Genomic DNA, 20,749 nt, shown 5'->3' on the forward strand with positions numbered 1-20,749 from the left:
CAGGACGCACCACGCGTTCGGCGTACTGGGCCTACGTCATCGGTGCGGCTCCCACCCGCCGGGCACGATCGAGGGGTGAGCCCCGACGAGATCCCCCCGGACGCCTTCGACGACCTGGTCCGCGACGCGCTCGACCGGCTGCCCGACGAGGCCGCGACCCTGGTCGCCGGCATGGCGGTCGTCGTCCGCGAGGAGCCCGACCCGGACGAGGCCGCGCCCGGCACCCTGCTCCTCGGCAGCTTCCGCGGCATCCCGCACACGAGGACGGGCAGCCGCGTGCCCGGCAGCCTGCCCGACCTCATCACCTTGTTCCGGGTCCCGATCCTCAGCGTCTGCGCCACCCGCGACGAGGTCGCGCCGCGAGTGCTGAAGGTGCTGGGCCACGAGGTCGGGCACGCCCTGGGGATCGGCGAGGCCGACCTGCGCTCCCGCGGCTGGTTCTGACGCTACGCCGGGGGCGGGGCCGGCTCAGTAGCGGTGGAACCAGGCGGTCAGGTCGGCCGAGACACCGGGACACGTGAGGTTCATGTCACGGTCGTCCTGCACCCACTGGGCCAGCACGGCCTCCCCGCCCTGGATCACCCAGTCGTCGCCGCACCGCGAGAGCGCCTCGGCCGACGACGTCTGACCGGCCGCCCGCCACTCCGGCACCCCGAGCTCGAGGTCGCCGACGACGCCGTCCCACAGCAGCGGGGTCGAGTAGACGCCGATCCGGTAGCCGGCGTCCTCGTAGCCGCGGGCGATCCCGGCGACCACGGCAGCGTTGGCCGTCAGGTCGCTGCTCCACGCGAAGTCGGGCACCGGCTCGACGTCGATCCACACCACCGGCGTCTGCAGCCCCGCAGCCCGCATCGAGCGCACGTTGAACAACGCCTGCTGGTAGCCGGTGTTGGCCAGCGCCCCCGCGTCGGTCGCGCCGTCGTAGGGCCCCTCCTGGCCGTGGCGGGTCAGCTGCGCGGCCTCGGGGTAGGACGCGACGGCGTAGGCCGCGACGAGCTGGCCGCGCCGGCGCACCTCGGCGACCTGGTCGGCCAGGCACGGGTTGGGGTGGAAGCCCGGACCGTTGGTCAGCCCGACGATCACGTAGCGCGCCTCGGGCACGGGCGGCGGCTGGCCGCTCGACCGCTTCTCGGGGATGCCCAGGCCCGGCGGGCACTGCGGCCAGCTGAGGTCGGCGCCGAGGACCGGCCCCTGGTCGACCTCGACCTCCTCGACCAGGTCGGCCAGGGGGTCGCGGGTCGGTGTGGGTGGCGGCGGAGCGGCCTCGGTCGGCTCGGGCGTGCTCACCACGGTGGGCGCGGCCGACGTGGTCGTGGGGTCCGGGGCCGCAGCGGGCTCGGCCGGCGAGCACGCCGTGACGACGCACGGGACGAGGCAGAGCACCGACGCCGCGACCCACCACCTCATGGCGACAGGCTACGGAGCCGGGAGCGCGACGTACGTCGTCTCGAGGTACTCCTCGATCCCCTCGAAGCCGCCCTCGCGCCCGAACCCGCTGGCCTTCATGCCGCCGAACGGCGCCGCCGGGTTGGAGACCAGGCCTGTGTTGACCCCGACCATCCCGAAGTCGAGGGCCTCGGCGACCTTGAGCGTGCGAGCCAGGTCGCGGGTGTAGACGTAGGAGGCCAGGCCGTACTCGGTGTCGTTGGCCGCCGCGATCGCCTGCTCGTCGGTGGTGAACGTCGTGATCGGCGCGACCGGCCCGAAGATCTCCTGGGTGTTGATCGCCGACTCCGCGGGTACGTCGACCAGCACCGTCGGGTTGTAGAAGTAGCCGGGCCCGTCGGGGGCGTCGCCGCCCACCAGCAGCCGGGCCCCGTCGTGCACCGCGTCGGTCACCAGCTGCGAGACCGACTCGACGGCCCGCTCGTCGATCAGCGGACCCACGTCGACCCCGTCGTCCTGGCCACGCCCGACCTTCAGCGCCCCCATCCGCGCCGCGAGCCTGCGCCCGAACTCCTCGGCGACGTCGGCGTGCACCAGGAACCGGTTGGCCGAGGTGCAGGCCTCGCCCATGTTGCGCATCTTGGCGACCATCGCCCCGTCGACGGCCGCGTCGAGGTCGGCGTCGGCGAACACCAGGAACGGCGCGTTGCCACCGAGCTCCATGCTAACCCGCTGCAGCTGGTCGGCGCTCTGGCGCACCAGCACCCGCCCGGCCGCCGTCGACCCGGTGAAGCTGACCTTGCGCAGCCGGTCGTCGGCCTGGAGGGTCTGGCTGAGCTCCTTGTCGCGCGTCGTGGTCACGACGTTGAGCACGCCTGGCGGCAGGCCGGCCTCCTCGAGCAGCACCGCCAGCAGCAGCATCGTCAGCGGCGTGCTCGCCGCGGGCTTGACCACCATCGTGCAGCCGGCGGCGATCGCGGGCCCGATCTTGCGGGTGCCCATCGCGAGCGGGAAGTTCCACGGGGTGATGAACAGGCACGGCCCGACCGGCTTCTTGATCGTCAGCAGCCGCGAGCCGCCGGCCGGGGCCTGCATCCACCGCCCGTGGACGCGGACCGCCTCCTCGGCGTACCAGCGGAAGAACTCCGAGCCGTAGGCCACCTCGCCCCTCGCCTCGGCCACCGGCTTGCCCATCTCGAGGCTCATCAGCAGCGCGACGTCGTCGGCGCGGTCGTGCAGCAGCTGCCACGCCCGGCGTAGGATCTCGCCCCGCTCGCGAGGCGCCGTCGCCGCCCAGTCGGCCTGCGCCGCCACCGCCGCGTCGAGCGCCTCCACCGCCTCGCCCGCCGACGCGTCGGCCACGGTCGCGAGCACCGACCCGTCAGCCGGGTCGACGACGTCGAAGCGCCGACCGTCGTCGGCCTCACGCCAACGACCCGCGATCAGCAGGTCACGGTGCGCGGGGGACAGCAGGGAATGGAGACGGTCTGGTCCGGTCATGCCCTCCAGCCAAGCACCCGAGGAGTTTGGGTCAAGAGCGGGACACACCCTTGCCCGCTGTCGTATCGTTGCGGTGTCGTCCTTCGGAGGGAGCACCAAGAAAGACGACAGAGCCCCTCGCCGACCCCATGCGGCGGGGGGTTCGCTCCTTTTCTGGGTCGTCTCCGGTTCCGTGCGCCCTGTGGTCGGCTCCTGCTGTGGCCCGGGCGCCTCCTTGCTGGTCGGGTTGGTCACGTCGCCACCTCACGGGTGTTCACGGTGGTCGAGGGGGCCGCCCGCGGCCGTCACGACACCACGCGACCGCAGCCGCCCTTGATGACCTGACCCTGCGGTCGAGAGGGTCTGGTGACGGTTGCCAGGGCAACCTCCTGGACCACCGTGGGGTGACGGTCGGCAGGGCGACCTCGACGACAGCGGGGCCCGGCAGCGTCGCTGCCGGGCCCCGCGTGGTTCAGCGGTCGGTCAGGGGGTGTCGTACTTGACCGTGTAGGAGCCCGAGCCGGCGTAGGCGTAGACCTCGATCCGGTAGGTGCCGGAGCCCGCGGTGTAGGCGATCTTCTCCGTCGACGAGGCGCTCTCGCTGGCTGCGACGTCGACCCACGAGGAGCCGTTGTACTTCTGCAGGTAGAGGTCGAAGTCGGTGCCGCTGGCGCCGGTCAGGCAGGCGTTGATGACGCCGCCTGCGGTGCTGAAGCCCGAGGTGGAGGGCTTCCACGTCGACGTCCCGCTGCTCAGGGTGCCGGTGGAGGTGAACTCCGTGCACGTGCCCGTGGTGGGCGGGGTGGTCGTGCCGCACGTCGGCTCACCGGTCTGGGCCGGGACGCTGATCGCGCTCCACGCGTCACGCACCCGGTTGAACGTCGTGCAGTCGGTGGTGCCGAAGAGGTTCTTGGCGGCGGTGAGGGTGGCGACCCGGGCCTTGGCGTGGGTCCACGACGACGTCTTGAGCAGCAGCCCGTTGTAGAACACCTTGCCGGCGTTCTGGATGCCGATGCCGGTCAGCGTCGAGCCGTTGCAGCTCGTGGAGCCGCTGGTGCCGTTGGCCAGCAGGTAGAACCAGTGGTTGAGCGGACCGGCCGCCGAGTGGACCTCGGTGGTCGAGATCGCCGACGAGTAGCAGTTGGGGTCGCCCAGGGCGCTGGGGTTGGCCATGTTGCGGATCGGGCCCTGCCCGACGAGGTTGGCCTCCTCGCCGACCAGGTAGTCACCCGGGTCGTTGGGGTTGCCTGCGTAGAACTCCGTCAGCGCGCCGAAGATGTCACCGGTCGCCTCGTTGAGGCCGCCGGTCTCGTTGCCGCCGGTGGAGCCACCGGGCGTGGTCTCGAAGATCCCGTGGCCGTTCTCGTGGGCGACGATGTCGATCGCGGCGAGCTGGCGGGCGTTGTCCTGGCTGTGACCGAAGTTGGTCTTCGTGCCGTCGAAGTAGGCGTTGACGTCGGCGAGCCCGACCTGCGAGGGGTAGTTGGTGCCGTTGCCCTTAACGCCGTTGCGGCCCAGCCAGGCCGACAGCATGTCGACCTCCTTGCCGACCGAGTAGAGGACGTCGACGCACGCGGTCTCGAGGCTGGTGCCCGAGCCGTTGCCCCAGACGTTGTCGGTGCCGGTGTAGGCCGCGCCGTTCTGGCCACCGCACTTGACCCCGGAGCGGGTCGGGTCGGTCATCGAGTACGACGTGCCGGAGCCGGAGGTGCCGATCGTGACGCCCGGGTAGTAGTAGCCGTTGCCGGTGCCCTCGTGCACGCCCTCGGAGGCCAGCAGCACCGCGCCGGTGCGGGCGTCGCTGTAGACGGTCTTGATCGACGGGGAGCCCGCGTCGGTGCCCTTCACGGTGGTGAGCCAGGCGAGCCGGGGCGTGCCGACGGCATAGACCGTGAGCGTCGGCCTCGAGACCGAGCGCACCGCGTCGACCTGGCGTCGCGCGGTCGCCCGCGCCTGGGCCCGGGTACGGGTCGGGGTGGTCGAGCGGACCGAGAGCGGCCGCCCGGGGGTGCCGGTCGCGCCGGTGGCGCGGCCGGCGGCGTCGACCGCGACGACGACGTCGGCGCCGTAGACCGGGAGGCCCTGCACGCTGCGCTGGTAGGAGACGTAGTAGGTGCCCTTGGTGCCCGCGTGGGCCGTGGCCCGGCCCGGCGACGCGCTCTGGCGACCGGCCGGCGAGTGGTTGCGGACGTACGCCGCGGCCGCGTCGACCGCGCGGTCGCGGGCGCCGGGAGCGGCCTTGTGGGTCGCGGCGGCGGGGGCGCGCTCGCCGGACGCCGACGCGGACGAGGTCGGGGCACCGAGCGCGAGCGAGCCGGCGAGTGCCGTCGCCAGCGCCGCCACTGCCAAGCGGGGCAGCGTCGTGGATCTCATGGGGTCTCCTGGGGTGTGAAGGGGGGTGCGCCCGTCGTCGTCGGCCAGGGGTGTGGCTCCCGCGACGGGGCGCGTCCCGAAACGTAGGGAGAGCCGGGTGGGGTCGATAAGGGGGGAAACCCTTGCGCGGGGCTCCTGGTGGGCTACCGGGCGCTACTGGGGCGCGGAGGGCACCAGCAGCGCGGCGAGCTGGGTGCGGGACCGCAGGTCGAGCTTGCGGTAGATCCGGGTCAAGGTGGCCTCGACGGTCTTGACGCTGACGAAGGTGCGCTCGGCGATCTCGCGGTTGCTCGCGCCGGCCGCGACGGCGCGGGCGATCCGGGCCTCGGTGTCGGTGAGACGCTCGAGCAAGGGGTCGTCGGTGTCGGGTGCCCGTGCCGGGGAGAGCTCGGCGTGGACCTGCCGAGCCCAGGCGTCGGCGCGCAGCGCTGTGAACAGGTCGTGGGCGTCCTGCAGCGCGGTGCGCGCCGCGGCCACCCGCCGGCGCCGGCGCTCGACGTGGGCGCGGGTCAGCAGCACCCGGCCCACGTCGACACGCATCCCGAGGTCGTCTGCGACCTTGGCGGCCCGGTCGAGGACCAGCTCGGCGCCCGCGAGGTCGCCCAGGGCGATCGCCAGCTCGGCCTCGGCGCGGTCGAGCTGGGCCGAGACCCCGTCGGTGCCACCGCGGTCGGCGCGCCGCTCGAGCTCGCGGCGCGCCGCCGCGAGCACCTCGGCGGCCTCGTCGAGGCGTCCGAGCGCCGCGAGCGCCGACACCAGGTCGGGGTGCCACCGGCTGACCGTCGGGTCGCTGAACCCGCCCTCGCGCTCGATGTCACGCACCCGCAGCAGCGCCTCGCGTGCGCCCTGCGCGTCGCCCGAGCGCAGCAGGGCCTGGCCCAGGACGACCAGGTGGCGCAGCAGGTAGCGGACGTCGCCGCGCTGCTCGGCGGCCTGCGCCCCGCGCAGGGCGAGGGTGCGTGCGCGCCCCAGGTCGCCGGTGAGCAGCTCGGCGGTGGCGGTGATGAACCAGCCGGAGTAGGCCTCGAGGTCGAACTGCGCGCCGATCCGGGCCGCGCGGGCGGCGTACTCGACGGCCTCGCGGCTGCGACCGGTGCGGGCGGCGACCTCGACCAGGCATCGCAGCACGTGGACGTGGTCGGTGCCGGCGCCGCGCTCGACCTGGGCGAGCATCGCGAGGCTGGCCGACCAGGCCTCGGCGAGGCGGTCGTCGTAGAAGGCGAAACGGGCGTGCATGTAGGCGGGCGAGGTGTGCACGAAGCCGGTCGGGGTGGGCCCGGCGAGCGCGACGGCCCGGGTGATCGAGGCGTGGTGGTCGGCGCCGACCCAGCGCTGGGCGACGGCGAGGGTGGTGAGGCCCAGCGCGAGCTCGTCGTCGTCGCCGTGACGCTCGAGCAGCCCGACCGCGCGCTCGCAGGCCCGGTGCGCGGCGTGGGGGCGCGCCTCCATCAGCGCGATCCGGGCGCGCTGCAGCAGCACCTTGGCGACCAGCAGGTCGTCGTCACCGGCGTCGGCCAGCGCCGCGGTCAGCACCTCGTCGAGCAGCGTCACCCCGTGCCCGGCCAGCTCGGGGATCGCCAGGCGCACCCGGACCGCCTGGGCCGGTGTCGGGTGCGCCTCCAGGACGTCGGCCAGGGCGCGCCGGACGAGGTCGACGTGGTTGCCGGGCGCAGCGGTCTCGATCGCGGCGACCAGCCACTCGACCCGGTCGGCGGCGAGGGCCAGCGGCGCACGGTCGGCGGCGAGCACGTAGAGCTCGGCGGCGATCTCGCGCGCCCCGAGGCCGGCGGCCTCGCGCGCGGCCCCGCCGAGCTCGTGGGCGAGCGTGGCGTCGGGCCGCGGGTCGGCCAGGGCGAGGTGGCGCAGCCGTTGCGCGGTGGTGGGTGCCACGTCCGCGAGGTGGCGGTGCAGCGCGGCCCGGTCGCTGGCCGGGAAGGAGTCGACCACCACCTCGCGCAGCGCCGACGGCGTGAAGCGCAGCCCCGCTCCCGAGCGCGCGAGCAGGCCCGACCGGACCGCGCGGCGTACGTCGTCGTCGGCGGCGACGCGCCCGGCCCGCTCGAGCTCGCGCACCGCCGGGCGGTGCAGCAGCGCGGCGTGCAGGAGGGTCTCGCGCACCTCGGGCGGCTGTGCGCGCACGCGCTCGCGCAGCACCTGCTCTAGGCTGGTCGGCAAGGGGGTCGGCGAGCCGAGCACGACGGGCCGCTCCCCGATCAGGCCGGTGAGGGCGAGCGCGTGAGCTGGGATGCCGCCGCTCTCGACGTGGACGCGCTGCGCCACGTCGGGGCTCAGCCCATGGGCGCACAGGAGGTCGATCATGTCGACCGGGTCGAGGGGCGCGACGTCGAGGTGGTGCAGCCCGCTGACGTCGACCTCCGTCGCGGCGTCGTCGGTCTCGCCCAGGGTCGCGACCACCGCGATCCGGCCCTCGAGCCGGCGCCGCGCGTAGCCGACGATCGCCGACGAGTCGGCGTCGAGCCACTGGACGTCGTCGAGCAGGAGCAGCACCGGCCGGTCGGCCGACCACTGCTCGAGCAGCGCGTGGACGGCGGCCGCCAGCTCGGAGCGGCGCTCGTGGGTGGCGGGCAGCCCGACCAGCCCCGAGGCGACGACCTCGCGCACGTCGGCCGGCATCCGAGCGACCAGGGCGTCGGGACACTGCGCGAGCAGGTCGCGCAGGGCCGCGAAGGGCAGGGCCGTCTCGTCGGCGGCGCCGGTCGCGCGCAGCACCTCGGTCTGCTGCTCGCGGCGGGCGGCGCGCTCGATCACGTCGAGCAGGGCGCTCTTGCCGACGCCCGCGGGCCCGCAGAGCGCAACCGAGCGGCCGCGTGCGAGGAGGCCGTGGACCTCCTCGAGCAGCGCCTGCCGTCCGACGACCCGAGCCATGGGTTTCAGGTTAGGCCGCGACGACCCGGGCAGGCAGCCACCCCGGAGGGGAAGGTTCCAGGATCGGCTCGCTCAGCGCGCGGCCCGCAGGAACTCCTCGAGCAGCGGCCCGGCGGTGCCCGAGCCGGAGGACCCCTCCTGCACGAAGACGGCCACGGCCAGGTCGCCCTGCGCGGCGATCATCCAGGCGTGGGTGCGGACCTGCCCGCCGTCCTCGAACTCGGCGGTGCCGGTCTTGGCGATCACCTCGGGTCCGGGGACGTCGGCCAGCAGCCGGCCGCTGCCGTCGGTGACGACCCCGCGCAGCAGGCCCTTCAGGTCGCGGGCCTCGCGAGCGGTGAGAGGGGTGGCGTCGGCCGGCACGCTGACGTCGACCTGCTCGAGCAGGCGCGGCACCACGGTGCGTCCGGCCTGGACCGAGGCGATCACGGTCGCCATCGCCATCGGGGAGGCCAGGACGGTGCCCTGGCCGATCATGTCGGCGGCCCGCCCGGTCTCGGACGTCGGCGCCGGGACCGCACCGAAGTAGGCGGGGAAGCCGAGGTCGTGGTCGATGCCGAGCCCGAGCGAGGCGGCCGCGGCGGCCAGGTCGCCGTCCTCGAGGCGCGTGCGCTCGGCGATGAACGCGGTGTTGCACGAGTTGGCCAGGGCGGCGCGGAAGGGGATCTGGCCGGTCGCCCCGGCGGGGTAGTCGTCGTAGTTCTCGAAGTCGCGGCCGTCGACGTCGACCGTCGTCGTGCAGGGCACCTGGGTGTCGGGCGTGACGCCGCGGCGCAGCAGCGCCAGGCTGCTCACGCTCTTGAACGTCGACCCGGGCGCGTACTGCCCGAACGTCGCGAGGTTCTGGCCGTCGTTGCCCGGGCCGTTGGCCGCCGCGAGGATCGCCCCGTCGCTGGGCCGGATCGCGACGAGGGCGCTGGCCGGACCGACCTCGGACAGGACGGCCTCGGCCTCGGACTGCAGCTTCTCGTCGAGCGTCAGTCGCAGCGCCTCGCCCTCGCCCCCGTCGGTGCGGAAGAGCTCGCGCTCCTTGCCGTCGCTGCCGACGGCGTCGACCACGACCCCAGGCGTGCCCTGCAGCTGCTCGTCGTAGCGCGCCTGGAGCCCGGACAGACCGGCGGTGTCGCCGACGGCGTAACGCCCCGGGTCGTCGGCGATCATCTCGGCGGTCACAGGGCCGACGGTGCCGAGGATCGGGGCGGCGAAGTCACGGGTGACGGCCAGCGGGACGTCGGCGGCGACCAGGGTCGCGCCCGGGATCGCCTCGTAGCCGCGCAGCACGGCGCGCGGCAGGTCGCTCTGGCGGAAGGTGATCGCCTCGACGAAGGCCTTGCTGCCGGCCGCCTCGACCTGCGAGACGTAGGGGGCGACGTCGACGCCGACCAGGCGCGCGACGTCGGCGGCCGACCGCCCGGCCCGGGCCACCGGCACCCGGCCGCGGTCGATGCCGACGCGGACCACCGGCCGCTCGGTCACCAGCGCGACGCCACCCGCCCCGAGGATGTCGCCGCGCGAGGCGGCGACCGGGGTCACGTCGAGCACGCTGTTGGCGTTGAGGGTGGGCTCGACGACCTGGTGCCCCCAGGAGACCTTCCACTCGTCGTCGGTGCGGGTCAGCGTGACCGTGCTGGTGTAGTCCCAGGACTGGGTGTCGGTCACCGGCCACGACCAGTCCAGCTCGGCGGTCGCGCGGTCGTCGTCCTCGGCGACGTCGCCCAGCGTCACCTCGGGCACGACGTCGCCCATGCCCTCGACCACGTCGGCGAGGTCGGTGGTCGCCTCGGCCGCCGTGGTCGCGTCGAACGGGACGGCGGACAGGTCTGCGCTGCCCAGGCCGTCGACGAGCGCGGCGGCGGTGGCGTCGGCCTGCTCGCCCGCGTCGGCCGGGTCGGGCTCGTCGTCGCCGCTGCAGGCGACCAGCGTGGTGGTGAGCAGCAGGGTGCTGAGCAGGGGGGCGAGGGCACGACGCATGCCCAGGGTTCTACCAGCCCGCCCCGACAGGACCCGATCCCTGCGCGGCCTCAGCGCGACCTCAGCGCAGCAGACCGCCCACCAGCGGCGTGTAGCCGGAGGCGTGCCCGGTGCGGTTGGGGTGGTAGCTCTCGCTGATGGGGCTGGAGAGGCCGTTGAGCCACTCGGGGTCGTCGCACACGGCGTGGCCGACGAAGCGGCTGGTCGGGTTGGCGAAGGTGAAGCCCCGGGCCGCCGCGGCCGCCGAAAGCTTGGAGTTGAGCAGGTCGGCGGTCTGGTTGAGCCGGGTCTCCTCGGCCGGGGAGAAGAAGGTGCCGGCGTTGCAGTCCTCACCGTTGAAGACCCGGGGGTAGCCCACGACGACGACCTTCGCGGTCGACGCACGCGCGCGGATCGAGGAGTACAGGGTGGCGAGGCGTCCGGGCAGGGTGTTGTTGATGTAGGCCTGGGCGCCGTCGACGGCCCCGTTGCAGTCACCGGCCCACCAGGGCGTCGCGCACTCAGTCAGCACGTCGGCGAAGCCCGCGTCGTTGCCGCCGACCGAGATCGTGACGTAGCGCGTGGCGGACGTGAGCGCGCTCAGCTGGGTGTCGGTGACCGTCTGGATCGTCGCACCGGAGCACGCCTTGAACGTCAGCGCGTAGCCGAGCTGGGCGGCTACGAGCTTGGGGTAGGCGTAGTTGGACCGCTGGCAGGAGGTGCCGTCGTCGATGTAGCTGCGGGTGCCGACCCCCGACGAGTAGGAGTCACCCAGGGCGACGTACGGCGGCGCGGCGGCCTGGGCGGGCGCCGTCCCGACCGCGACGAGCGCGGGGGCGACGGTGGCGACGAGCGCCGAGAGCGTGAGGGCGAGACGACGGACGAGCACCAGTGACCTCCGGGCCGAAGCGGGCCACCCGATGTGACCCGGGTCTCACCCTCGCACCGGCCGCCGGCCCCCGCTAGGGGGTAACCCCTCGACGAACCTCGACGAGTCGCCGTCGAGCAGGTCATGCACGCCCTTGCGGAAGCCCGGACAGTTGGCCACGTCGTGCGCGCGGCAGCTCAGCGCGTGCAGGGTCATCTCGCGACTGCGCTGCATCTCGGCCATCCTGCGGTCGAGGTCGGCGACGTGCGCATCGAGCACCAGGTGCCGCTCGGGGGCCTCGGCGTCGAGCAGGATGCCGATCTGCTCCAGGCTCATCCCGGCCGCCTGGCTGCGCAAGATCACCGCGACCCGCACCAGCTCGTCGCGCCCGTAGCGGCGACGGCCGGCCGCGTCACGTTCGGGTGCGAGCAGCCCCACGTCCTCCCAGTGCCGCAGGACGTGGGTCGCGAGCCCGAACCGGCCCGCCAGCTCACCGATGGAGATCGGGTTTGACTTCATGTCGACATGAAGTCACATCCTGCTCGTAGAGGCAAGAAAACGACGAGAGGACGCACGATGAGCAGGAAGACCAACAACAGCGAGTACGACGTGGTGGTGGTCGGCGGCGGACCCGCCGGCCTGCAGGCCACCCTCACCCTGGGCCGCATGCACCGCCGGGTGCTGATGCTCGACTCCGGCACCTACCGCAACGACCCCGCCCACCTGATGCACAACTTCCTGACCCACGACGGGCGGCCGCCAGCCGAGCTGCGCGCGCTGGCCCGAGCCGAGCTGGCGACGTACGAGACCGTGGAGGTGCGCGACACCGGTGCGACCTCGGTGGTCCCCGACGGCGACGGCTGGTCGGTCGGCACCGACACCGGCCCGGTCGGGGCCCGGCTGGTGCTGCTGGCCACGGGCGTGCGCGACACCCTGCCGGACAAGCCTGGCCTGGCGTCGATCTTCGGCACCGCGGCCGCGCACTGCCCGTTCTGCCACGGCCACGAGTACGCCGGCACCCCGGTCGCGGTGCTCGGCTGCCACGCCCACGTCGGCCGCGTGGCCGCGATGCTGGCCCCGATCGCCTCCGAGGTCGTGGTGCTCGCCGACGGCGACGAGCTGGACGACGCCAACGCCGCGCAGCTGCGCTCACTCGGGGCGTCGGTGCGCACCGAGGTGGTGGCCGGGTTCTGCCCGAGCTCGCTGGGGGCCGTGGTGTCGTTCGACGACGGCCCGACGCTCGAGGTCGGCGGCGTCCTGGTCGCGACGACCTTCACCCAGTCCGCGCCCTTCGCGGCCGACCTGGGGCTCGACCTTCTCTCCTCGGGCTGCGTCGAGGTCGACGCGATGGGCCGCACCTCGCTCCCCGGCGTCTACGCCGCGGGCGACCTGGCCCACACCGCCGCGTTCCCGATGCCGATGAGCTCGGTGCTGGCCGCGGCCGCCGCCGGCCAGACCGCGGCGGCCGCGTGCGTGGCCGACCTGCTCGCCCTGGACCACGGGGTCCTGGCGCCGGCGTGACGGGGCGCGGCCCCGTACCCACGGTGGTCGAGGTGCGAGGCCGCCCGCGGCCGCCCGTGCGGCATGCCGGGCAGCGGTGAGTGAGCCACCTCGCGGTGCTGTGGCTGGGTCAGGAGGTGGCTCTCGCACCGCGGGGGCGCGCCCGATCATGGCTGGTACGACGACGCCGACCCGGAGCGAGCGCGGGAGGCCGGAAGGACGCTCAGTCGTCGCTGTGCTTCTTGTGCCGTGGCTTCTTGTCGCGAGCCACGGGGGCCGCGTCGTCGCCGGCCGCGGCGGAGGAGTGCTGCGGACGCGAGCCACGGGGGCCGCGGTCCTCGGACAGCTCGATCAGCTTGCCGCTGATGCGGGTGTTCTCGAGCTTCTTGAAGACCTCGGGCGACAGGTCGGCGGGCAGCTCGACGACGGAGAAGTCGGGCTGGATCTTGATGGCACCGAAGTCGGCGCGCGACAGGCCGCCCTCGTTGGCGATCGCGCCGACGATCTGGCGGGGCTCGACCTTGTGGCGCTTGCCGACCTGGATCTTGTAGGCCTTCATCGCCTTGCCGGTCTCGTGGCGCGGGCGACGCTGGCCCTTGTCGAAGCGGTCGTCACCGCCGAACTTGCCACCGCGGCCGGGGCGCTCGACCCGGTCGGCCTTGTCGGTGAACGTCGGCCGCGCGCGCTCGGCGGCGGGGTCGAGCAGCAGCGGGGTGTCGCCCTGCGCGACGATCGCCAGCGCCGCGGCGACGTCGACCTCGGGCACGTCGTGGTTGCGGACGTAGTGGGCGACGACGTCGCGGAAGACCTCGATCTGCTCGGCGTTGGCCAGAGCGGCGGTGATCTGGTCGTCGAAGCGCGCCAGGCGCGTGGTGTTGACGTCCTCGACCGAGGGCAGGCGCATCTCGGTCAGCGACTGGCGCGTGGCCTTCTCGATGTGCTTGAGCAGGTAGCGCTCGCGCGGGGTGACGAACGAGATCGCGTCGCCCGAGCGGCCGGCGCGACCGGTGCGGCCGATGCGGTGCACGTAGGACTCGGTGTCGGTGGGGATGTCGAAGTTGACGACGTGGCTGATCCGCTCGACGTCGAGGCCGCGGGCCGCGACGTCGGTGGCCACGAGGATGTCGAGCTTGCCGGCCTTGAGCTGGTTGACGGTGCGCTCGCGCTGGACCTGGGCCACGTCGCCGTTGATCGCCTGCGCCGAGAACCCGCGGGCCCGCAGCTTCTCGGCGAGCAGCTCGGTCTCGTTCTTGGTGCGGACGAAGACGATCATCCCCTCGAAGTTCTCGGTCTCGAGGATGCGCGTGAGGGCGTCGGCCTTCTGGGGATAGCTGACGACCATGTAGCGCTGGGTGATGTTGTTGGCCGTCTGCGTCTTGCCCTTGACGTCGATCTGCACCGGGTCGTTGAGGTACTGCTTCGACAGCCGGCGGATCTGGGTCGGCATCGTCGCGCTGAACAGCGCGACCTGCTTGTCGTCGGGGGTGTCGGCCAGGATCGTCTCGACGTCCTCGGCGAAGCCCATGTTGAGCATCTCGTCGGCCTCGTCGAGCACGAGGAACTTCAGCTCCGACAGGTCGAGGGTGCCCTTCTCGAGGTGGTCCATGATGCGGCCGGGCGTGCCGACGACGATGTGGACGCCGCGGCGCAGGGCGCTGAGCTGGACGCCGTAGGCCTGGCCGCCGTAGACGGGCAGCACGTGCACGCCCTTGGTCTGGGCGGCGTACTTCTGGAAGGCCTCGCAGACCTGGAGCGCGAGCTCGCGGGTCGGGGCCAGCACGAGGGCCTGCACGGACTTCTGGCGCACGTCGAGGCGGTCGAGGATCGGCAGCGCGAACGCCGCCGTCTTGCCCGTCCCGGTCTGCGCCAGGCCGACCAGGTCGCGGCCGGCGAGCAGCGGCGGGATGGTCTCGGCCTGGATGGTGGAGGGGCTCTCGTAGCCGACGTCCTTGAGGGCCCTGAGGACGGCATCGCCCAGCCCGAGGTCGGCGAAGGTGGGGAGGGCGTCGGCGGTCTCGGCGGGCGCGGCTTGGTCGTTCACCCGTCAACGGTAGTGGCTGTGGCTTGTACCACCCGATTCGACGGCGCGGTGTGGTGGGTCACCTGGCACCCTGGAGCCCGTGCGAACCCTTCTCAACGTCCTGTGGCTCGTGCTCTGCGGCTTCTGGATGGCCATCGGCTACGCCCTGGCCGGCCTCGTCTGCTTCGTCCTCATCATCACCATCCCCTTCGGCATCGCGTCCTTCCGGATCGCCGGCTACGCCCTGTGGCCCTTCGGCCGCGAGGTCAGGCGCCGCGGTGACGCCGGCGCGGCCTCGGCGATCGGCAACGTCATCTGGTTCGTCGTCGCCGGGCTCTGGCTGGCCATCGGGCACGCGCTCAGCGGCGTCGCGCTGTGCCTGACGATCATCGGCATCCCGCTCGGCATCGCCAGCTTCAAGATGATCCCGATCTCGCTGCTGCCGCTGGGCCGCGAGATCGTCGCGTCGCGCTGATGCGCGAGCTCGTCCTCGTCACCCACCCCGAGGCCACCCACCACGTCGACGGCCTCGTCGGCGGCTGGTACGACGCCGACCTGACGACCCGCGGCCTCGCCCAGGCCGAGCAGGTCGCCGAGGCCGTCGGGTCCGTCGGGTCCGTCGGCCAAGCCGACGCGGTCTTCTCCTCGACGCTCCTGCGCTGCCGCCGGACGGCCGAGGCGATCGCCACGCGCGTCGGCGTCGAGGTGGTGCTCGACCCCGACATGCGCGAGCAGTCGTACGGCGTCGCGGGCGGCCACCCGCCGGGCACGTTCCCCTTCGTGCGGGCGGTCCGGGGCGACGACCTGCTGCGCCACCACGACGGGGTCGAGGGCTCCGAGACCCGCCTCGACGTGGCGACCCGGATCTACCGCGCCCTCGAGCGCATCGAGGCGGCCGGGCACGAGCGCACCGTCGTCGTGGGCCACGGCGGCGCGTCGTCGTACGTCGTCACCGCCTGGCTCGGCATGCCGCTGGAGTCGGTCGGGCCGGTCCGGTTCGCCTTCGCGTCGGGCAGCATCACGCGGCTGCGCGAGAAGGACGACGGTGAGCGCTCGGTCCAGTCGCTCGCCGACACGGCCCACCTGCGCTGAGCGACCGCCGTGACCGCCGGGAGGGCCGGGTGGGCCGGGAGGGGTTGCGCCGGCCCGGCCCGGGGCGAGTCAATACCGGCATGACCGCCACGTCCGACCTCTCGTCCGTCGGTGAGCCCCAGGGTCCCCCTCCCCGCCGGCTGCGCGTGGGCGAGGCGCGTACGCCGCTGCAGCTGCTGCGGCTGGTGGCCGCCACACCGTCCCTGCGACACGCGCCGCGCGGCGACGGCGGCCTGGTCCTCGACCTGCCGGGCTGGAAGGCACCGGAGTCGAGCAACCTGCTGATGCGCACCTGGCTGCGGCGCCTGGGCCACGACGCCCGCCCGTGGGGCCTCGGCACCAACCGGGGCACGGTCGAGCAGGACGCCGAGCGCCTTGCCGACCGGCTGCGCGCGACCCCGGACCAGGCCCCGGTGGCGCTGGTCGGCTGGAGCCTCGGCGGCACCATCGCCCGCGAGGTCGCCCGCGCGGTGCCCGACCGGGTCTCGCGCGTCATCACCTACGGCAGCCCGGTCGTCGGCGGCCCCACCCACACCCTCGGGGCCGGCGCGTTCGGGCCCGAGGAGTGCGCCCGGATCACCGAGCTCGCCCGCCGTCTCGACGCCGAGGAGCCGTTGCGGGTGCCGGTCACCGCGATCTACACCCGCCGCGACGGCGTCGTCGACTGGCGCGCGTGCATCGACCGGTCGGCCGCCGACGTGACGCACGTCGAGGTGCGCTCGACCCACCTGGGCCTGGGGCTCGACCCCGACGTGTGGGCGGCCATCGCCGCCGCCCTCGCGACGCCTAGGCCCGAGGACGTGCCCTGACCCCCGGGGACGCCTCGACGTCCGAGGCGACGACCTGGTGGCCGGCGCCGCAGCGCAGCTCGGCGCGCACCGTCTCGCCGCACGACCCGTGGTGGCGCAGCGCGATCGGGCCGCGTCCGTCGGGCGTCAGCCACCGGTCGCCCCACTGCATCAGCGAGACGAGCGCGGGCAGCAGGTCGTGGCCGGCCTCGGTCAGGACGTACTCGTCGCGCACCCGCTGGCCCGGCTCGCGGTAGGGCCGGCGCTCGAGCAGGCCGGCCGCGACCAGGTCCTTGAGGCGCGCGGCCACCACGGCCTCGCTCAACCCGACGCGGCTCACGAACTCCTCGAACCGGCGGACGCCGTAGAAGCTCTCGCGCAGGCACATCAGCGAGCCGCGCGTGCCGATCGTGGCCATCGTCGCGGCCATGGTGCACGACTCGGCGCTCCAGGTCGACCGGTCGGCCAGTCGGGGCGAGAGGTGCACGACGTCGGTGGGCTCGTCAGACATGCCGAGCAGTCTAACCTGGCTTGCGCAGACCCGAGCCAGGGTCTACGGTGCCTGGCTATGGTGATCACTAGTCAGGAGCGTGCGGTCCGTCCGGGCGCCGTCCTCGCCGTCCTCTCGCTGGCAGCCTTCGTGGCCAGCCTCGACCTCTTCATCGTCAACGTGGCCTTCGAGGCGATCGGCCGCGACTTCGACGGCGTCGCGCTCAACGACCTCTCGTGGATCCTCAACGGCTACGCGATCGTCTACGCCGCGCTGCTGGTGCCGCTCGGGCGGCTCGCCGACCGCTACGGCCGCAAGGCGGGCTTCCTGCTCGGCCTGGCGCTGTTCACGGTGGCCAGCGCCGCCTGCGCCGTCACCGACAACCTCGAGGCGCTGGTCGCCTTCCGTGTCCTGCAGGCCGTGGGCGCGGCCGCACTGACCCCCACCTCCCTGGGTCTGCTGCTGCCCGTGTTCCCGCCTGAGGGTCGGGCCCGGGCGGTGCGCATCTGGGCGGCGTCCGGGGCCCTGGCCGCGGCCGCCGGGCCCGTCGTGGGCGGCCTGCTCGTCGAGATCTCCTGGCGCTGGGTGTTCCTGGTCAACGTGCCGATCGGCGTCGCGGCCCTGCTCGCCGCCTACGTCCTGGTGCCCGACTCCCGCGACCCCGCGCCGGGCCGGCTGCCCGACCTGCTCGGCACCGGGCTCGCGATCATCGCGATCGGCGCCCTGTCGCTGGGCCTGGTCCAGGGCCCCGAGTGGGGCTGGACGTCGGGCCGGGTGCTGAGCGCCTTCGCCGCCGCCGTGGTCGCCCTCGCCCTCGTCGTACGGCGCTCGCTGCGCCACCCCAGCCCGCTGGTCGAGCCCGACCTGCTGCGGGTACGCCCCTTCGCCTGGTCCAACGCCGCCGCCATCGCCTTCTCGGCCGGCTTCGCGGCCAACCTGCTCGCGATGGTGCTGTGGATGCAGCAGGTGTGGGGCTGGTCGGCCCTGCGCACCGGCCTCGCGGTCGCCCCCGGCCCGATGATGGTGCCGCTGTTCGCCGTGGTCGGCGGTCTCCTGGTCGCCCGCGGGCTCGCGGTCGGACGCGTCGCCGCGGTCGGCTGCCTGCTCTTCGGCGCCGGCATGGTGCTGACCCTGACCCGCCTGGTCCCCGAGCCGGCCTACGCCGGGCACCTGCTGCCCGGGCTGCTCGTCGGCGGCGCCGGGGTCGGCCTGGCCCTGCCGACGATCCTGTCGGCCGCGACCGCCGACCTCCCGGCCCACCGCAGCGCGACCGGCAGCGCGGTCGTCACGATGAGCCGCCAGATCGGCTCCGTGCTCGGGATCGCGGTGCTCGTCGCGATCCTCGGTACGCCCACGACCTACGCCGAGGCGGCCGACGCCTTCCAGGCCGGCTGGTGGGCCTGCGCGGTCGCCGCCCTGCTGGGCGCCGTGGTGGCGCTCGGGATGACGCCGAGCTCGACCCTGACCTCGGCCCCGAGCACCGCGGAGGCACTCACTCCACGGTGACCGACTTGGCCAGGTTGCGCGGCTTGTCGACGTCGAGCCCCAGGTGGGTCGCGGCGTGGAAGGCCAGCAGCTGCAGAGGCAGTGTGAGCAGGATCGGGTCGAGCTCCCGCTCCGAGCGCGGTACGTCGATCCGGCGGCACGGCACGTCGCCGAGGTCGACCTCCGCGTGCGTCACCACCACGAGCGGGCCGCCACGCGCGGCGATCTCGTGCAGCGCCCCGACGTTGCGGTCGGTGAGCTCGTCGTGCGGCACCACCGCGACGGTCGGCACCGCCGGCGAGATCAGGGCCAGCGGGCCGTGCTTGAGCTCGGAGGTCTGGTAGGCCTCGGCGTGCCGGTAGGTGATCTCCTTGAACTTCTGCGCCCCCTCGCGGGCGACGGGGAAGCCGCGCACCCGGCCGACGAAGAACAGGCTCTGCGCGGCGGCGAGCTGCTCGGCGACCTCGACGAGCTCGTCGGACAGCGCGAGCACCTGCTCGATCTGCTCGGGCAGCGCCTGCAGCCCCGCGACCATCCGCTTGCCGTCGGCCACCGACAGGTAGCGCACCCGTCCGAGCTGCAGCGCCAGCAGGGAGAACCCCAGGAACATCGTCGTCAGCGCCTTGGTCGAGGCGACCGCGACCTCGGGCCCGGCGTGGAGGTAGACGCCGCCGTCGACCTCGCGGGCGATCGCCGAGCCGACCACGTTGACCAGCCCGATGACCCGGCCGCCCTTGCGGCGGATCTCCTGCACCGCGAGCAGCGTGTCGATGGTCTCGCCGGACTGGCTGACCGCGACGTAGAGGGTGTCGGGCTCGATCACCGGGTCGCGGTAGCGGAACTCGCTGGCGGCCTCGGCGTCGGCGGGGATGCGCGCGAGCTCCTCGATGAGCGAGGCCCCCATCTGCCCCACGTAGTAGGCCGAGCCGCAGCCCAGGATCTTGACCCGCTGGATCGCGCGGGTCTCGCGCACGTCCATGTTGAGGCCGCCGAGGTGGGCCGTGCCGAACCGCTCGACGAGGCGACCGCGCAGCACGCGCTCGGCCGCCGCGGGCTGCTCGTGCATCTCGCGCAGCATGTGGCCGTCGCGCGAGTCGACGTCGTAGGCCGCGAGGTCGACGTCGATGTGCGCGGCCGTGCGCGACGTGTGGGTCAGGTCGGCGCGGTACGTCGTGAAGCCGGCCGCGGTGATCGTGGCGATCTCGCCGTCCTCGAGGTGGGCGACGGTCGTGGTGTAGCGCACGAGCGCGGCCAGGTCGGAGGCGACGTGCATCTCCTTGTCGCCGACTCCGACGATGAGCGGGCTGCCGTTGCGGGCGACGACGAGGCGGTCGGGGAAGTCGGCGTGCAGCACGGCGAGCCCGTAGGTGCCGTCGAGCCGGGCCAGCGCCTCGGCGACCTTGCCCTCGAGGGTGTCGGCCTCGGAACGGCCCACGAGGTGGGCGATCACCTCGGTGTCGGTGTCGGAGGCCAGGGTGACGCCGGCGTCGACGAGCTCGGCGCGCAGCGCGGCGGCGTTGTCGATGATGCCGTTGTGCACGACGGCCACGTCGCCCTTGGTGTCGGCGTGGGGGTGGGCGTTGGCGTCGGTGGCCGGGCCGTGGGTGGCCCAGCGGGTGTGGCCGATGCCGGCCTTGCCCGCGAACCGCTTGGGCAGGGCGTCCTGCAGGTCGCGCACGCGGCCGGCCCGCTTGGCCACGCGCACCCCCCGCGCCGACATCACGGCGACGCCCGCCGAGTCGTAGCCGCGGTGCTCCAGGCGGGTGAGCCCCTCGAGCAGCAGCGGGGCTGCTTCCTGACGGGTCCCGATGTAACCGACGATGCCGCACATGGTGACTCCTCTTTCGTTGGTTTATCCGTAGACCAAGCGGCGCAGCTGCCGCTCGGTGAGGTGTGGTGCCGCGACCACGCGCGAGGCGAGCTCGTCGGCGATCCGGGCGAAGATCTCGGGGTTCTTGTGGCCGCGCAGCTGCAGCTGCGCGTGCCGGCGCCGGACGAACGCCTCGACCGGCTCGGCGTAGAACGCGACGACCTCCTCGACCACCCGGCCGGCCTCCGCCTCGCTGAGACCGGTGGTCGCCGACAGGTGATGGACGAGCGTCGGGTCGGGAAGCACCCGCCGATCGTGTGCGTCTGGACCATCAATTGCAAGAATCTGCCCGGATTCGGGCAGGGAACGACTCTTCGGGGATCGGCGCGCGCCCGGAGAGGGGATCCGCCCGGGAGCGTTACCACGAGTCCGGACACCCCGGGGGGCGTACGGCGACATCCCCACCGATCGGCCAGGGACTAACCCCCTCCCGGGTTGGTGATCACGCACGAAGGGCCGATGTCCCACCCCCCGCGGAAATTGGACTCTTGACACGGCAGCCCTCACCGTGGCTGACCGCGCCCTCCGATCGACCTGCCCCCACCCCCATCCCCCACCATGG

17 protein-coding genes are annotated in these 20,749 nt (G+C 73.7%); 6 read left to right on the forward strand and 11 right to left on the reverse strand.

Annotation, left to right across the window (positions count from 1 at the left end; all coding sequences use genetic code 11):
- Positions 1-75 precede the first annotated feature (75 nt).
- Positions 76-444 (forward strand): metallopeptidase family protein, encoded by a 369-nt coding sequence (locus tag FZC61_RS16840; protein ID WP_148615328.1) that lies wholly within the window; start codon positions 76-78, stop codon positions 442-444.
- Between the two features lie 24 nt (positions 445-468).
- Here FZC61_RS16840 and FZC61_RS16845 read toward each other — a convergent pair whose 3' ends face one another.
- The 7 genes from FZC61_RS16845 to FZC61_RS16875 all read right to left on the reverse strand — a co-directional run bounded on the left by FZC61_RS16845 (position 469) and on the right by FZC61_RS16875 (position 11,461).
- Positions 469-1,407: a glycoside hydrolase family 25 domain-containing protein gene (locus FZC61_RS16845; RefSeq protein WP_148615329.1), complete on the reverse strand. Its 939-nt coding sequence runs from the start codon at positions 1,405-1,407 to the stop codon at positions 469-471.
- A gap of 9 nt (positions 1,408-1,416) precedes the next feature.
- Positions 1,417-2,886: an NAD-dependent succinate-semialdehyde dehydrogenase gene (locus FZC61_RS16850; RefSeq protein WP_148615330.1), complete on the reverse strand. Its 1,470-nt coding sequence runs from the start codon at positions 2,884-2,886 to the stop codon at positions 1,417-1,419.
- 462 nt (positions 2,887-3,348) lie between these two features.
- Positions 3,349-5,238, reverse strand: a complete 1,890-nt coding sequence (locus FZC61_RS16855) for a M4 family metallopeptidase (RefSeq protein WP_148615331.1) — start codon at positions 5,236-5,238, stop codon at positions 3,349-3,351.
- Between the two features lie 153 nt (positions 5,239-5,391).
- Complete coding sequence (locus FZC61_RS16860) at positions 5,392-8,124, reverse strand: AAA family ATPase (protein ID WP_148615332.1); 2,733 nt, start codon at positions 8,122-8,124, stop codon at positions 5,392-5,394.
- Between the two features lie 72 nt (positions 8,125-8,196).
- Complete coding sequence (locus tag FZC61_RS16865; RefSeq protein WP_148615333.1) at positions 8,197-10,095, reverse strand: penicillin-binding transpeptidase domain-containing protein; 1,899 nt, start codon at positions 10,093-10,095, stop codon at positions 8,197-8,199.
- A gap of 61 nt (positions 10,096-10,156) precedes the next feature.
- Entirely contained in the window at positions 10,157-10,963 is an 807-nt protein-coding gene (locus FZC61_RS16870; protein ID WP_148615334.1) for an SGNH/GDSL hydrolase family protein, read from the reverse strand.
- 45 nt (positions 10,964-11,008) lie between these two features.
- On the reverse strand, positions 11,009-11,461 hold the full coding sequence (locus tag FZC61_RS16875; RefSeq protein ID WP_148615335.1) for a MerR family transcriptional regulator: 453 nt from the start codon (positions 11,459-11,461) through the stop codon (positions 11,009-11,011).
- Positions 11,462-11,518: 57 nt separating this feature from the next.
- Here FZC61_RS16875 and FZC61_RS16880 point away from each other — a divergent pair, with 57 nt between their 5' ends.
- On the forward strand, positions 11,519-12,463 hold the full coding sequence (locus FZC61_RS16880) for an NAD(P)/FAD-dependent oxidoreductase (protein ID WP_148615336.1): 945 nt from the start codon (positions 11,519-11,521) through the stop codon (positions 12,461-12,463).
- A gap of 202 nt (positions 12,464-12,665) precedes the next feature.
- Here FZC61_RS16880 and FZC61_RS16885 read toward each other — a convergent pair whose 3' ends face one another.
- Complete coding sequence (locus tag FZC61_RS16885; protein WP_148615337.1) at positions 12,666-14,483, reverse strand: DEAD/DEAH box helicase; 1,818 nt, start codon at positions 14,481-14,483, stop codon at positions 12,666-12,668.
- Between the two features lie 79 nt (positions 14,484-14,562).
- Here FZC61_RS16885 and FZC61_RS16890 point away from each other — a divergent pair, with 79 nt between their 5' ends.
- The 3 genes from FZC61_RS16890 (at position 14,563) to FZC61_RS16900 (ending at position 16,363) form a co-directional block, all read left to right on the forward strand.
- Complete coding sequence (locus tag FZC61_RS16890) at positions 14,563-14,937, forward strand: YccF domain-containing protein (RefSeq protein WP_148615338.1); 375 nt, start codon at positions 14,563-14,565, stop codon at positions 14,935-14,937.
- Positions 14,937-15,554: a histidine phosphatase family protein gene (locus FZC61_RS16895; RefSeq protein ID WP_148615339.1), complete on the forward strand. Its 618-nt coding sequence runs from the start codon at positions 14,937-14,939 to the stop codon at positions 15,552-15,554. Before FZC61_RS16890 ends, FZC61_RS16895 begins: the two co-directional genes overlap by 1 nt.
- An 80-nt stretch (positions 15,555-15,634) precedes the next feature.
- Positions 15,635-16,363 carry an esterase/lipase family protein gene (locus tag FZC61_RS16900; RefSeq protein WP_148615340.1) on the forward strand — a complete coding sequence of 243 codons (729 nt, stop codon included), beginning with the start codon at positions 15,635-15,637 and terminating at the stop codon, positions 16,361-16,363.
- Here FZC61_RS16900 and FZC61_RS16905 read toward each other — a convergent pair.
- On the reverse strand, positions 16,341-16,853 hold the full coding sequence (locus tag FZC61_RS16905) for a winged helix-turn-helix transcriptional regulator (protein WP_148615341.1): 513 nt from the start codon (positions 16,851-16,853) through the stop codon (positions 16,341-16,343). The two genes, FZC61_RS16900 and FZC61_RS16905, sit on opposite strands and share 23 nt — an antisense overlap.
- Before the next feature lie 57 nt (positions 16,854-16,910).
- Between FZC61_RS16905 and FZC61_RS16910 the strand changes: the two genes are divergently transcribed.
- Entirely contained in the window at positions 16,911-18,338 is a 1,428-nt protein-coding gene (locus tag FZC61_RS16910) for an MFS transporter (protein WP_148615342.1), read from the forward strand.
- On the opposite strand, the gene glmS is transcribed toward FZC61_RS16910, so the two are convergent.
- On the reverse strand, positions 18,325-20,148 hold the full coding sequence (gene glmS / locus FZC61_RS16915; protein WP_148615343.1) for a glutamine--fructose-6-phosphate transaminase (isomerizing): 1,824 nt from the start codon (positions 20,146-20,148) through the stop codon (positions 18,325-18,327). The genes FZC61_RS16910 and glmS overlap by 14 nt on opposite strands.
- 21 nt (positions 20,149-20,169) lie before the next feature.
- The gene (locus tag FZC61_RS16920) at positions 20,170-20,433 is read right to left on the reverse strand and encodes a hypothetical protein (RefSeq protein ID WP_148615503.1); all 264 of its coding nucleotides are present in this window, start codon (positions 20,431-20,433) and stop codon (positions 20,170-20,172) included.
- Positions 20,434-20,749 lie beyond the last annotated feature (316 nt).

Origin of the sequence: Nocardioides rubriscoriae, from assembly GCF_008087085.1 — a bacterium.
Taxonomy (GTDB): domain Bacteria; phylum Actinomycetota; class Actinomycetes; order Propionibacteriales; family Nocardioidaceae; genus Nocardioides; species Nocardioides rubriscoriae.